We start from the raw sequence: 14,653 nt of genomic DNA on the forward strand, positions 1-14,653 counted from the left end.
ATTAGGCACGCCGCCAGCGTTCGTCCTGAGCCAGGATCAAACTCTCCAATAAAGTGTTTGATTAGCTCATAAAGTTTACTCTGGCTTAGTTCCAACTTCCTTTAAAAGAAAGTTTTCACTTAATTTGTTATTGTTTGGTTGTTTAGTTTTCAAAGAACAATTTTTGTTTTTGTACGCCCATAAGCGACTTTTTAATATTAACAGAATCAATTTTTCTAGTCAAGAACTTTTTAAAGTTCATTACCATTCAAATTCATAATATATTGCCCGCGTCTTTAGCGACAAGTAATAATATATCACCTATTTGTTATCGTTGCAATAGTTTTTTTGTTTTTCATTCAATATCATTTACTTCTATAAGTCAATTGTAATAATAATTTATTGCAAAATCCTAGATACAAAGGATTTTTCTACAATAATTTTATATAAAAAAGCAAAGGCAAAATCCAACTAAAATCGGATTCTGCCTTTTGATATTAACGATGACGCATTAATGGGAATAATAAAACATCTCTAATGGATGGAGAGTTCGTTAATAGCATGACTAAACGATCAATTCCAATACCTAAACCGCCAGTTGGTGGCATTCCATATTCTAGAGCTTCTACGAAATCGTCATCCATCATATGTGCTTCATCGTTTCCTTGCTCACGTTCTTTTAATTGATCCTCAAATCGCTCACGTTGATCAATTGGGTCATTTAGCTCTGTAAAGGCATTAGCGTATTCACGAGCAACAATAAATAATTCAAAACGATCTGTAAAACGTGGATCCTCTTCATTTTTCTTAGCTAATGGAGAAATCTCCACTGGATGGCCCGTGATAAATGTTGGTTGGATTAAATGTTCTTCTACTTTTTGTTCAAAAAACTCATTTACTACATGCCCATAAAGCATAGTGTCTTTAATCTCTACCCCGTGCTCTTTAGCAAGTCTATGAGCTTCTTCGGTGGTCATTTCTTTCCAGAAGTCTACACCAGTATATTCTTTAATGGCATCTACCATATGAAGGCGGCGCCATTCAGGCTCAAGCTCAACCATATGGTCACCATATTGAACGGTTGTTGTACCTAGTACTTCTTTCGCTACATGAGCAATTAGATTTTCAGTTAAGCTCATGATATCGCGATAATCTGCATATGCCTCATAAAGTTCAATCATTGTGAACTCAGGGTTATGTCTTGTCGATACTCCTTCATTTCGGAAAACACGTCCAATTTCATAGACTTTTTCAAGACCGCCAACAATTAAACGCTTAAGATGTAACTCGATAGCAATACGCATATATAATTGCATATCTAAAGCATTATGATGTGTAATAAATGGTCTTGCAGAAGCTCCGCCTGCTATTGAATGCATTAAAGGAGTTTCAACTTCTAAATATCCATGATCATCCAAGTATCTACGCATAGATTGAATAATACGAGAACGATTGATGAACGTTTCTTTACTTTCTTGGCTCATGATTAAGTCAAGATAGCGCTGGCGATAACGTTGTTCTACATCCTTTAAGCCGTGGAATTTATCTGGTAGAGGGCGAAGTGATTTAGTCAAAAGCTCAAAGCTTTGTGCTTTTACAGATAACTCACCTACCTGAGTTTTAAATAAAACACCCGTAACCCCAACGATATCTCCTAGGTCAACTGTATCAAAAGTTTCATATTGTTCTTCCCCAACTGCATCTGTACGAACATAGATTTGAATCTGACCTGATAAATCTTGAATATGAGCAAAGCCTGCTTTTCCTTTACCACGCTTTGTCATGACACGACCTGCAAGTGTAACCGAAATGTTTTTAGCGTCTATCTCTTCTTTTTCCAGCTGACTATATTCACGAACAAGGTCTTGCGATTGGTGCGAACGTTCAAATCTTTTTCCGAATGGATCCATTCCTTTTTCACGAATAGCATTCATTTTTTCTCTTCTTACTTGCAACTGGTCATTTAATTCTTCATGACTCATTTTGTTCATCTCCAATACAATTTCTTCTTTTATGTAACACGCAGGTACGCATAAAAAACGTTTATCTTTTTACATTCTATATTATTTTACACAATCTTATTGAAACAGACAAAAAAATATAAAGAAAACTGCCAGTAATTCTACTGACAGCTCAAGCTTACATTAAAAGTATTATAGGAAAGTAGCTAAAGAGTGTCAAACATTAGCCTACGTTTACTACCTCTTGCTCTTCAGCTAAGCTAAGGAGAAGGTCAACTAATTGATCTCTCGTTACACATTCATTGATACCATTACGTACTTTGGCATTACCTCTTACGCCTTTTAAATACCATGCTGCATGCTTGCGCATTTCACGGACAGCCACATATTCACTTTTTAAAGCAATTAAACGATCCAAATGAAGAATACAAACATCCATTTTTTCTTTTACAGATGGTTCACCAATAAGCTCACCCGTTTCAAGATACTTAACCGTTTGATAAATCATCCATGGGTTTCCAAGTGCAGCACGTCCAATCATTACACCATCTACACCTGTTTCATCAAGCATACGTTTTGCATCTTGTGGAGTTTGAACATCTCCATTTCCAATAATCGGAATGTTAACAGATTGCTTCACTTCTTTAATGATATCCCAATTCGCTTCCCCTTCATACATTTGGACACGAGTTCTACCATGTAGAGATATCGCCTTTCCACCAGCACGCTCTACAGCTTGAGCATTACGAACAGCATAAATATGCTGATCATCCCAACCCATACGCATTTTTACTGTTACTGGTTTTTCGACTGCATCAACTACAGCAGACACCATTTCATAGATTTTATTCGGGTCTAATAACCACTTTGCACCAGCATCACATTTAGTGATTTTCGGAACAGGACAGCCCATATTGATATCGATAATATCAGCATTAGAATTTTTATCTACGAATCTTGCAGCTTCGACTAAAGATTCCTTTTCACCACCAAAAATTTGAAGGCTCAAAGGCTTTTCGCGCTCATCGATATACAACATATTCATCGTCTTATCGTTTTTTAAAATAATCCCTTTATCACTTACCATTTCAGCACAAACTAATCCAGCACCAAACTCTTTAACCGTTAATCGGAATGCCGAATTACACACGCCTGCCATCGGGGCAAGAACTACTTGATTCTTCATTTTAATATTACCGATTTTTAACAATGTTTTCCTCCTTCAACCATCTTAATTAATATATATTGCCGTTCTCTGGTGGAGATAGTTCTTCTATACTCACCTTTAGGGCATTCGAAATCTTAGTTAACATTTCCTTTGACGGCATACGACCTCCCCTTTCAATTTCACCCATAATTGAAACTGAAATACCAAGTTCATTGGAGAAGCCTTCTTGGGTAAAACCTTTTAGTTTTCGATAGGCGCGAATGCGTCTTCCCCACTTTTCCGCTTCCATAATCGAACACCCTCTTTTTCTTGAAATTCTACTATATTTATATCACGTAACCACGTTACAGATAAATGAGAAGCTATTTCCAACAATGGAATTAGAACGAATGCTCGCTCGTGCATCCGTGGATGTGGAATAATCAAAGTGTCTGTTTCCATATTTTCTTGATTATATAAGAGAATGTCAAGGTCTACTGTTCGTGGCCCCCATTTAATTTCTCTTTTTCTTCCTAAAACTAACTCAATATGTAAACATTCTGCTAATAATTCATGTGGATTTAAGGTTGTCATGACAGACACAACCATATTTAAAAAGGGATTTTGCTCTGTATACCCAACAGGGTCTGTTTCATAAATAGAAGAAACATTTACCACCTTTATTTTTTCATGTTTATTTAATTCTTTAATCGCATTTGTTAAATAAGTGTTGCGATCGTCAATATTGGAACCAAGAGCAATATAGGCTTGATTTTGCAAATTTATCTACTCCTTGTAATTTCAACCGAAACGGACTTGTAGTAGCCAGGTATGGGGGGATCAGGTTTCATTACCTTTACCTTAACTTCTAACGCCTGTGGGAATTTTCCTAAAACTTCACTAGCAATTTTTTCAGCAACAGCTTCAATTAATTTAAATGGCTCGCCTTCGACAATCTCCCGTGTTAAAAAATATAACTCTGCGTAATTTATGGAGTAGCTTAAATCATCCGTCGTACCGGCTTCCTGTAGGTTACAATAGACAGCTAAGTCTACTATAAACCTTTGTCCTAGCCGAGTTTCTTCTGGAAAAACACCATGGTAACCGAAAAAGGTCATTTCATTTACACTTATTTTATCCATTCTTAAAACCCTTTCCTAGTAAGGGCATCCATCATAGTTGCCATTCGACTTATTTCCTTTACATCATGAACACGGACGATTTGACATCCCTTTTGAATACCATAACAAACGGTTGCTCCTGTCCCTTCCATTCTTTCTGAAATAGGAAGATCGAGAACTTGCCCAATCATCGTTTTACGTGACGTACCTAGTAACACAGGGTACCCAATAGCCACTAGTTTATCTAAATCTCTCATCATTTGAATGTTTTCAGTTAAATTTTTCGCAAAACCAATACCTGGATCTAAAATAATATTCTCATCCTTTACCCCTGCAGCCTTCATCATCGCAATACTCTCAAAGAGGTCATTCACAACATCTCGATAAAATTGACCGTAGTTACGATCATTTCGATTATGCATAAGGATAATCGGAGCTTGGTAGTTAGCCGCTACCTCAGCCATTCGGATGTCTGCTTTCCCTCCCCAAACGTCATTAATAATATGGGCCCCTGCCTTTAAAGCCTGCTCCGCAACCTCTGCTTTGTATGTATCGATAGAGATTGGTACCTTAACAGCCGCTGTAATGGCTTGAATAATGGGAATTACTCGTTCTAATTCTTCTTCAATCGATACTTCTACATGACCTGGACGTGTTGACTCTCCACCAATATCAATAATATCTGCCCCTTGTTGGACAAGATCGATTGCTCGTTCAACAGCCAATTCTATTTGATTAAAACGACCTCCATCTGAAAAAGAGTCTGGTGTTGCATTGAGGATTCCCATAATTAGTGTCTTTTGCGCATAGTCAAGCTCATATGGCCCACATTGAATTACACCCATGATGTATGCTCCTATCTTATTTCATTTCTGCTACTTAATTTTGAACAATAGTGACGATATTGCTCATGTAAATATACGACCGTGCTACCTTCTTTACCAGGATAAACCCGATTGTTCCACTGATTGATCCCTACTACTTCTTGAATGCTATTCGTAATGAATAGCTCATCCGCATCATTTAGTGCTTCAGGTTTAAAAAAACCTTCTTCGAGCTTCATCCCTCGTTGCCTTACTAATTGAATCACAAATTGCCTCGTAATTCCGTTTAGTATTCCAGTTTTTATTGAAGGTGTAAAAACGGTATTACCCTTCACCCAAAACAAATTGGAAACAACCCCTTCAGCAAGGTCTCCTTCTGCAGTTAAAAAGATTCCCTCCACATCCATCCGGTTTCCAATCTCACGTTTTGCCAAAATATTATTGAGGAAATGGTGAGATTTTAAACGATAGTTCCCCTCTGGAGTGTTGCGAACTATTTTTAAAAGTTGTGCTTTTTTTTCAGAGATTTCACTTCCTAAAGGAGGAAGGGGTTTAGAGTATATAATTATCGTTGGTTCAACGTAGGGATCTACGGTTAACCCTAGCTCTCCCAAACCTGCTGAGATATTCAAGCGAATATATGCGTTTTTAAATCCATTTGCTTTTAGTAAAAGCGAAATAGCTTCCTCAATCTCTTCCTTTGTAAAACACTTTTCTATCAGGAGGCTACTTAGACCGTCGTTCAGCCTTTGTAAATGATCGTCTAAAAGAAAAATATGTCCGTCGTACACTCGAAACGTCTCAAATAAGCCAACACCATATAAATAGCCGTGATCATATGCTGAGATTAAAGCTACTTCCTTCGGTACAAGCTTCCCATTTAAATAGACAAACATTTATATTCGACCTTCTTCAAGCTCTAAACAAGTAAAATTTTCATAATAAGAAATGAAATTTTCTAAGAGCTTCTTCCCATCTTTCGTCATAATCGATTCAGGATGAAATTGGACACCTTCAACGGGAAGACTTTTGTGGCGAATCGCCATAATTTCGCCCTCTTCTGTCCAAGCAGAAATCTCTAAACAATCAGGCAGTGTTTCTTTTTTTACAATCAGTGAATGATATCGTGTTGCAGGAAAGGGGTTATCCATCCCCGTGAAAATCGTTTTGCCATCATGAAACATTTGTGAAGTCTTTCCGTGCATTAGCCTATCAGCTTGAACGACATCACCCTTGAAAACTTGTGCAATAGATTGGTGACCGAGGCATACTCCCAAAATCGGAATTTTCCCAGCAAAATATTCGATGGCCTTTAGGCTTATACCAGCTTCATTCGGACTACACGGGCCAGGTGAAATCATTAAAAATTTTGGATTCAGCCTTTCAATTTCTTCTATAGAGGTTTGGTCATTTCTTTTAATCACCAGATCTTGACCTAATTCACCTAAATATTGCACAAGATTATATGTAAATGAATCATAATTATCTATCATTAGTATCATAGGTTCTCCGCCTTTTCCTTCGCCTTCCAAAGAGCAAGCGCCTTTTTTAACGATTCCTTGTATTCGTCTTTTGGACTTGAATCTATGACGATTCCAGCTCCGGCTTGTACATGTGCCTGGCCATCTTTCACCAGCATTGTTCGAATGATGATATTCAATTCCATATCGTGATCGAAGCCAATCCAACCTAACGAGCCTGTATAAATTCCCCTTTGCACAGGTTCAAGCTCTTCTATAATTTCCATCGTCCTTATTTTGGGAGCTCCTGTTATAGTCCCACCAGGGAATACCGCATCGATGACATCAAACTCATCCTTCTCCTGGTTTAGCTCACCTCTAACATTCGAGACGATATGCATAACATGGGAGTACTTTTCAATCACCATGAACTCGTTTACTTCAACGGTCCCGTACTGACAAACACGCCCAAGATCATTACGCTCTAAATCAACAAGCATGACATGCTCTGCTTGTTCTTTTTCATTTTGTATTAATTCATTGGCAAGCTGTAAATCTTCAGCTTCATCCTTACCTCTAGAACGGGTACCTGCAATCGGACGTGTACTTACCTCTAACCCCTTCTTTTTGATTAGGAGCTCAGGGGAGCCACTAACTAATTGAAAATCTGGAGTATGGAAGTAGCTCATGTAGGGTGATGGATTAAGAATACGCAGTTGCTCATATATATCCATTGCCTTAACCGCCAATGGTTTTGATTGCCGAACAGATAGATTAACCTGAAAAACATCACCAGCAGATATATAATCTTGTACCTTTATTACGGCATCAATAAACTGTTCTTCAGTCATAGAAACCTTTAATGTTTCATCTATAGCGATTGGTTCATTGTGTTCTGCTGACTCAAGTGGTTTTTGCCACTGGTTAAGCCAATACTCTAATTTGTCTTCTATGTTTTCGTTTTCATTATGTAAAAATAACAGCCACATTTCAGAGGTTTGATGATCAAAAATAAACCATTCCTTATAAACTAGGAAGTAAATCTCCGGGATACCCAAATCATCCTCTGCCCAAGTCGGGAGCTTCTCGATATAACGGGCGTAATCATAGCTTATAAATCCAATCGCTCCACCTTTAAAATCTGGTATTTCTTCATTGGTTTCAATTTGGTATTGCCTCATCCATTCGCGCATTTGATGAAGAGGATTGCCATTAAGTTGTTGACGTTCCCCATCGGTATTAATAACTAACTCGCTGTTCTTCCCAACCAACTTCGCGAACGGCTCAAAGGCTGCGATACTATAGCGACCTCCTCGACCACTTTCAAGAAATACATGATGAGTATATGCAGATGATAAATGAAGGTATTGCTGAAAAAATTGTTCAAGTGAAAAAGGGATTTTTGCTGTTTTTAGTTTAAAGGTAGTCAACAAAATTTCCTCCTAAATAGATTCTCTTATCATCATACATGAAGAATGAATTACTTTCATATTTTTAATTATATCAAACTGTTTTTGACAAAAAAAATACCATAGTACGAGGACTATGGCACGAGGATTCATTATTCAGTTTTCAAATTGATAAAGTGGTGTACTTAAATAGCGTTCACCGTTACTAGGAATAATCGCAAGAACCTTTTTACCTTTTCCTAATTCCTTCGCTACTTTCAATGCTGCAAAGATTGCAGCTCCCGATGAAATTCCTCCCAGAATTCCCTCTTCCTTAGCGGCACGACGTGCATATTCGAATGCCTCTTCGTTTTTCACCTGAATAATGTGATCATATATTTCAGTATTAAGTATATCTGGAATAAACCCAGCCCCAATCCCTTGAATCTTATGTGGGCCTGGTTTACCACCTGATAAAACTGGAGAATCCGTTGGTTCTACAGCATATATTTGGATTGTTGGGTATGCCTCTTTTAATACAGAGCCAGCACCTGTTACTGTTCCACCTGTTCCAATTCCTGAAATGAAAGCATCTAACTGCGAACCCATTTGCTCGACAATCTCTTTTCCTGTTGTACGTCTATGGACATCAGGGTTGGCTTCATTTTTGAATTGTTGTGGCATAAAATATCCGTTTTCTTGAGCTAGTTCTTCTGCTTTACGAATCGCCCCACCCATTCCTTCAGGTCCAGGTGTTAATACTAAATCAGCACCATAAGCTCGTAATAGGTTTCGACGCTCTAAACTCATCGTTTCAGGCATGACAAGTACAGCTTTATATCCTTTGGCAGCTGCAATCATTGCTAGCCCTATTCCAGTGTTACCACTTGTTGGTTCAATGATGGTGTCGCCTTGTTGAAGTGCTCCTGCTTCTTCAGCAGCTTCAATCATAGCTAAAGCAATGCGATCCTTTACACTACTACCAGGGTTCATATACTCTAATTTCAAATAAACATCAGCACTATTTTCATCTACCAGTCTGTTAAGTTTAACAATCGGTGTTTCGCCAACTAACTCAGCAATTGAATTTGCCACTCTAACCATTTTGCCCCACCTCATCCTTATTAAATTATCAGGTCGTGTAAGTCGCTTCCGCTTTTCTTTCAATCCCGACTATTTTTATTGGTTTTATTAAAATTTATCAATCTTTTAAGATTCTGTCAATTAATATGTATTGTTTATTGAGCAAAAAAAAGAACCATTCTTAGAGAAATTTACTCTAGTATGGTGTCCTTGTTTTATTTATTCATTCTTTTCCCCATAAAACCAATCTACCTTTAACTCATTCCAAAAGGCACTTGCCGAAACAGGGGTATCCATTTGTTCAAGAGCAATTTGTCGGCGAATTTGGCCTTTAACTTGTTTGAATGAATACTTTTTGCCTTCTAATTTTTGTTTAAGCATTATAATGGCATATCCATTCTTCACTTCAAGCGGTTTTGACCACTCTTTAGTTTTCAGCTTTTTTGCCTGATCAACATAAGCATGGGGATAACGGTCATCTTCCTCACTAACAAAGCCAATATCTCCACCTTGATTAGCAGAAAATTCTTCAATAGACCTTTCCATTGCAAGAGTTGAAAAGCTAGAGCCTTGCTCAAGTTCTTTTATTGTCTCTTTTGCTTCGTTTTCTGTTTTGACTACAATATGTGATAAAAGATAGGAGGTAGGAACATTAAATAGGTCTTTATTATCGTTATAATAATCCTTCATCTCTTCTTCGGTTACAATGGCATCTTTTGTTAGCAATTCCTCTAGTAATAAGCTATATCGAATTTGTTCCTTCCACTTTTGCTCGTCAGATCCTTTTATTTGTCCATTTGATCCATACATGGTTTGAACTAGTCTTAATTCATGTTCAACAGCTTCATCCGAAACTTTAATCTTATATTTATTTGCTAATTGCTCAATTACCTTTTGGTCAATTAAATCTTTTAATACGACTTGCCCATACCGATTTTCCATTTCGTTTAGCCACTCTTGACGAGAAACACCTTCATTCCCAACATTTGCAACTACTTCTTTTGTTCCTGAAAGAACTCCTATTTTCCCAGCCCATTCAGGTGGCTTGATAAAAAAGGCAACGGTAAGACAATTTAAAAGTAAGAGACCTGCTATGATGATCCAAAGCTGATTATTTTTCACATGCTCCTCCCCCTGTATATTGTCTAGCTGCAGCGGCTAGCCCCCCCCGAGGACATAAGCCGCTTTCGCTTTTCTATTTATTTCGCTTGGCTTTTTAATTCTTCTAATTCTTCTACGGTGAAAAGATATTTTTCATTACAGAAGTGGCAGTGCGCTTCCGCTTTTCCATCTTCTTCTATCATTTGTTCTATTTCCTCAGTCCCTAAGCTAATAATAGCGTTTCCGAAACGCTCCTTTGAACAGGTGCACTGGAAGCTTATTGGCATCGTTTCTAAGACTTTTACATTTTCTTTACCTAGAATTTCAAATAATAATTCCTCAGGCGATAAACCCTTTTCAATTAATTTCGAAACGGGCGGTATGGATTGTATACTATCTTCAATTTTTGTAATGGTAGATTCATCTGTACCAGGCATTAATTGAATAATAAATCCACCAGCTGCTAATATACTATTGTCTGGATTTACCAAAACTCCGACACCTACTGCAGAAGGAACCTGCTCTGAGGAAGCGAAATAATAAGAAAAATCCTCACCTAATTCACCGGAAACAATCGGAACTTGACCAGTAAAATAATCACGCATACCAATATCTTTTACTACCATTAACATTCCATCTGTTCCAACCGCGCGACGAACATCGAGTTTACCTTTGTCATTTAAATCAAAATGCGTTTGCGGATGGTGGACATAACCCCTTACCTCACCTTTTGCATTACTATCAACTATTATTCCACCGATTGGACCACCACCATTTATTTTGATGGTTAGCTTTTCGTCGCCTTTAAGCATGGCACCCATTATAACACCAGCGGTCATTGATCTTCCTAATGCGGCTGAAGCAGTTGGCCAAGTATAATGTCGACGTTGTGCCTCTCCCACAGTATTAGTACTTTTAACAGCATAGGCACGGACTTGCCCATCGAATGCGAGTGCCTTTATTAAGTAATCTTCCATTTATATGCCCCTCTCTTGATGTCTACCTTTTAGTTGTATCCATATTTCGTTTATAAATGAGCTGTAAACCCTTTAAAGTTAAAAATGGATCAATCACATCAAACACATTAGATTCTTGGGAAATTAACTGTGCTAACCCTCCGGTTGCAATGACAGTTGGCTCTTTTTTACTTTGTTCTTTCATACGCTTAACAATACCTTCAACTTGTCCAACATATCCATAAACAATTCCAGCTTGCATAGCGGAAACGGTATTTTTACCAATAACCCCTTCTGGCCGTGTAATTTCAATTCTTGGTAATTTAGCCGCTTTCGAATATAAAGCTTCTGTAGAGATGCTAATTCCAGGTGCAATAGCTCCACCCATATATTGCTTTTCCTCATTTATATAGCAATAGGTAGTAGCAGTACCAAAGTCTACAATAATGAGTGGACTTCCGTAGTCATGAATAGCTGCCACTGCATTTACAATCCGGTCTGCACCCACTTCACGAGGGTTTTCATATTTTATATTTAATCCTGTTTTCGTCCCAGGTCCAACGACTAATGGTTTAAGATTGAAATACTTCTCACACATACGTTCTAAGGCAAACATAATCGGAGGTACGACTGAAGAAATCACAATTCCATCTATGTGAGAGAAACTTAACCCAACATGATTAAATAAGGATTTTATGACCATACCATATTCATCATCTGTACGATTACGGTTCGTCTCAATTCTCCATTGGTATTTTAATTCATCACCATCGTATACTCCAAGAACCGTGTTTGTGTTCCCAATATCAAAAACAAAAATCACTAAATTCACCACTTTTCATTTTTTCTGGCCAGCTCAAGCGGCTAGCCCCTCGAGATCTTAAGCCACACTGGGAATAAAGGCAAAAAGCGCCTTCTTTCCCAGTGCGTCTTAAGCTTGTCGGGGCTGGACAAGCCGCTTCCACTTTTCTATCACACTGCCAACATCATAACATAAATATGAATTTCGGCAAAAAAAAGAGCACCTAAAAAGGTGCTCTAGTCATATTACTTTGGATCTTCTTCTATTGTTGTAGGAGTGGTTTCATCATCCTTTTTGGAATTGATGTTAACCTTAATATCCTCTTGTTTTTTGTCACTTGAAATCACTTCTGTTGGGCGTTCTGGTAGAACACCGTTATCCACAAGTCCCTTAATTTGATCTGCATCTAACGTTTCAACCTCTAATAAAGTGTTAGCAATAAGATCAAGCTTACTGCGATTTTCAATAATAATCTTTTTCGCTCTATCGTAGGTTTCCTTAATAATACGTTGGACTTCCATATCAATTTCATAGGCAATCTTATCAGAATAACCTTGGTCATTATTGATATCACGGCCTAAGAATGCTGGACCTTGAACTTGACCGAACTGAAGTGGACCAAGCTTTTCGCTCATACCGTACTCTGTAACCATTTTACGTGCAATGTTTGTCGCACGTTGGAAGTCATTATGAGCACCAGTACTTACTTCATTAAAAACAACCTCTTCAGCGACACGACCACCGAGTAATCCAGCGATTTTATCAAGAAGCTCTTGTTTTGTCATAAGGAAACGATCTTCTCTAGGTAACATAACGGCATAACCGCCAGCCTGACCACGAGGAACGATTGTAACTTTATGAACCATATCAGCCTCGTCTAGTACTACTCCAATGATTACATGACCTGCTTCATGGAAAGCAACGATGTTACGTTCCTTTTTAGAAATAACTCGACTCTTTTTCGCAGGTCCAGCAATGACACGGTCTGTTGCTTCATCAATATCTTCCATGTCAATCTTCTTTTTATCACGTCTAGCAGCAATTAATGCCGATTCATTTAAAAGGTTTTCTAAATCAGCACCAGAAAAACCTGGAGTTCTCTGGGCAATGCTCTTTAAGTTTACTGTGCTAGAAAGTGGCTTGTTACGGGCATGAACCTTAAGAACCGCTTCACGTCCTTTTACATCTGGGCGATCAACCGTGATTTGACGGTCAAAACGACCTGGACGTAATAAAGCTGGGTCTAGAATATCTGCACGGTTAGTTGCAGCGATGATAATAATTCCCTCATTAGCACCGAATCCATCCATTTCAACTAGTAATTGGTTCAGTGTTTGTTCACGTTCATCGTGACCTCCACCTAATCCAGCACCACGTTGACGGCCCACAGCATCAATTTCATCGATAAAAATAATACAAGGTGCATTTTTCTTAGCATTTTCAAAAAGGTCACGAACACGAGAAGCTCCGACCCCAACAAACATTTCTACGAAATCAGAACCGCTTATCGAGAAGAATGGTACTCCAGCTTCCCCTGCAACCGCACGAGCAAGTAAGGTTTTACCTGTTCCTGGAGGTCCTACTAATAAAACCCCTTTAGGGATACGTGCGCCAAGTTCAGCAAATTTACGAGGGTCCTTTAAAAATTCGACCACTTCAACAAGTTCCTGCTTTTCTTCATCGGCACCTGCAACATCTTTAAAACGAGCTTTCTTCTTATCATCATTGTAAAGCTTAGCTTTACTTTTACCGAAATTCATTACCCGGCTTCCGCCACCTTGGGCTTGGTTTAATAGGAAGAAGAATAAAATAAAGATAATCACAAACGGAATAATGGAAGTGAAGAAGGTAACCCACCCACTAGTTTCCTTTGCTTTTAGTACATCTAACTTCTGACCTTTTACAGCTGCTTGATCAAGTCGAGCTAACATTGGGTCATTGTTTGTGATATTAGTAATAAATTCCTTACCATCTTTTAATGTACCTCGGACAACATACACCCCACCATCAGGTTGCATTGTGACCTCAGTCAACTCACCTTTTTCTAAGTGACTAACAAACTCATTATAAGTTATATTTTTAGTTGGTTCGTTGTTACCATTAAAAAAGCTTACTACACCAATAATGACCAAAAATATTAATAAGTAGAAAATCGTATTACGGAAGATCCGATTCATCCCTTACCTCCTCCCACGGGTAAACAAACTATACTAAATAGTATCATAGAAAATCATGGTAATTCAAGAAATTGACCTTTTGAATCATGAATTGTTGTTTATTCATTCTTCGTATACACTTCTGGTTTTAAAACACCAATATATGGAAGGTTTCTATATTTTTGAATATAGTCTAGTCCATAACCAAGTACGAATTCATCTGGACAGATAAATCCAACATAATCTGCTTGGATGTCTGCTTTTCTGCCTGTTGGTTTATCCAAGAGTGTCACAATTTTAATCGATTTTGCTTTTCGATAGCGGAAAAGATCAACCAAATAACTTAAGGTAAGTCCACTGTCGATAATATCTTCTATTATTAAAATGTCTCTTCCTTCTACTGAAGTGTCCAAATCTTTAATAATTTTCACTTCACCAGAAGAAACAAACCCACTACCATAGCTAGAAACATCCATAAAGTCCATTTCTAAATATGTATCCATTCTTTTAAGGAGATCTATCATGAATGGCAAAGCTCCTTTTAAAACACCAATAGCGAGAGGAACTTTATCTTTATAGTCCTCTGTTAGTTGCAAAGCAAGCTCTTTTATTTTTGCCTGTATTTCCTCTTCAGAAAATAATATTTTTTCAATATCTTTTTCCATCATTGCTATT

Annotated in this window: 15 protein-coding genes; all 15 read right to left on the bottom strand. The window is 37.9% G+C overall.

Going from position 1 to position 14,653, the window contains the following annotated elements; genetic code table 11:
• Positions 1-476: 476 nt before the first annotated feature.
• The 15 genes from lysS to hpt all read right to left on the bottom strand — a co-directional run bounded on the left by lysS (position 477) and on the right by hpt (position 14,643).
• On the bottom strand, positions 477-1,961 hold the full coding sequence (gene lysS / locus LRP83_RS19110; RefSeq protein ID WP_230498306.1) for a lysine--tRNA ligase: 1,485 nt from the start codon (positions 1,959-1,961) through the stop codon (positions 477-479).
• 202 nt (positions 1,962-2,163) lie between these two features.
• Entirely contained in the window at positions 2,164-3,150 is a 987-nt protein-coding gene (gene dusB, locus LRP83_RS19115; RefSeq protein ID WP_230498307.1) for a tRNA dihydrouridine synthase DusB, read from the bottom strand.
• Positions 3,151-3,175: 25 nt separating this feature from the next.
• The gene (locus LRP83_RS19120) at positions 3,176-3,397 is read right to left on the bottom strand and encodes a helix-turn-helix domain-containing protein (RefSeq protein WP_230498308.1); all 222 of its coding nucleotides are present in this window, start codon (positions 3,395-3,397) and stop codon (positions 3,176-3,178) included.
• Positions 3,349-3,867 carry a 2-amino-4-hydroxy-6-hydroxymethyldihydropteridine diphosphokinase gene (gene folK / locus LRP83_RS19125; RefSeq protein WP_230498309.1) on the bottom strand — a complete coding sequence of 173 codons (519 nt, stop codon included), beginning with the start codon at positions 3,865-3,867 and terminating at the stop codon, positions 3,349-3,351. Before folK ends, LRP83_RS19120 begins: the two co-directional genes overlap by 49 nt.
• Positions 3,868-3,869: 2 nt before the next feature.
• Positions 3,870-4,229, bottom strand: coding sequence for a dihydroneopterin aldolase (gene folB / locus LRP83_RS19130; protein ID WP_230498310.1), 360 nt, complete (start codon positions 4,227-4,229; stop codon positions 3,870-3,872).
• A 2-nt stretch (positions 4,230-4,231) separates the two neighbouring features.
• On the bottom strand, positions 4,232-5,053 hold the full coding sequence (gene folP, locus LRP83_RS19135; RefSeq protein ID WP_230498311.1) for a dihydropteroate synthase: 822 nt from the start codon (positions 5,051-5,053) through the stop codon (positions 4,232-4,234).
• An 11-nt stretch (positions 5,054-5,064) separates the two neighbouring features.
• Positions 5,065-5,928: an aminodeoxychorismate lyase gene (pabC, locus tag LRP83_RS19140; RefSeq protein ID WP_230498312.1), complete on the bottom strand. Its 864-nt coding sequence runs from the start codon at positions 5,926-5,928 to the stop codon at positions 5,065-5,067.
• Positions 5,929-6,534: an aminodeoxychorismate/anthranilate synthase component II gene (gene pabA / locus LRP83_RS19145; RefSeq protein WP_230498313.1), complete on the bottom strand. Its 606-nt coding sequence runs from the start codon at positions 6,532-6,534 to the stop codon at positions 5,929-5,931. It abuts the gene before it with no gap.
• The gene (locus LRP83_RS19150; protein ID WP_230498314.1) at positions 6,531-7,922 is read right to left on the bottom strand and encodes an anthranilate synthase component I family protein; all 1,392 of its coding nucleotides are present in this window, start codon (positions 7,920-7,922) and stop codon (positions 6,531-6,533) included. Before LRP83_RS19150 ends, pabA begins: the two co-directional genes overlap by 4 nt.
• Before the next feature lie 135 nt (positions 7,923-8,057).
• On the bottom strand, positions 8,058-8,984 hold the full coding sequence (gene cysK, locus LRP83_RS19155) for a cysteine synthase A (protein WP_230498315.1): 927 nt from the start codon (positions 8,982-8,984) through the stop codon (positions 8,058-8,060).
• A 198-nt stretch (positions 8,985-9,182) separates the two neighbouring features.
• Positions 9,183-10,085 (bottom strand): peptidyl-prolyl cis-trans isomerase, encoded by a 903-nt coding sequence (locus tag LRP83_RS19160; protein WP_230498316.1) that lies wholly within the window; start codon positions 10,083-10,085, stop codon positions 9,183-9,185.
• A gap of 77 nt (positions 10,086-10,162) precedes the next feature.
• On the bottom strand, positions 10,163-11,041 hold the full coding sequence (gene hslO / locus LRP83_RS19165; RefSeq protein WP_230498317.1) for an Hsp33 family molecular chaperone HslO: 879 nt from the start codon (positions 11,039-11,041) through the stop codon (positions 10,163-10,165).
• Positions 11,042-11,063: 22 nt separating this feature from the next.
• On the bottom strand, positions 11,064-11,843 hold the full coding sequence (locus LRP83_RS19170) for a type III pantothenate kinase (RefSeq protein ID WP_230498318.1): 780 nt from the start codon (positions 11,841-11,843) through the stop codon (positions 11,064-11,066).
• 224 nt (positions 11,844-12,067) lie between these two features.
• Positions 12,068-13,999 (bottom strand): ATP-dependent zinc metalloprotease FtsH, encoded by a 1,932-nt coding sequence (ftsH, locus tag LRP83_RS19175; RefSeq protein ID WP_230498319.1) that lies wholly within the window; start codon positions 13,997-13,999, stop codon positions 12,068-12,070.
• Positions 14,000-14,097: 98 nt separating this feature from the next.
• Positions 14,098-14,643 carry a hypoxanthine phosphoribosyltransferase gene (gene hpt, locus LRP83_RS19180; protein WP_230498358.1) on the bottom strand — a complete coding sequence of 182 codons (546 nt, stop codon included), beginning with the start codon at positions 14,641-14,643 and terminating at the stop codon, positions 14,098-14,100.
• Positions 14,644-14,653: the final 10 nt, after the last annotated feature.

It is taken from the genome of Pseudoneobacillus rhizosphaerae (assembly GCF_917563885.1).
Taxonomy (GTDB): domain Bacteria; phylum Bacillota; class Bacilli; order Bacillales; family Cytobacillaceae; genus Pseudoneobacillus; species Pseudoneobacillus rhizosphaerae.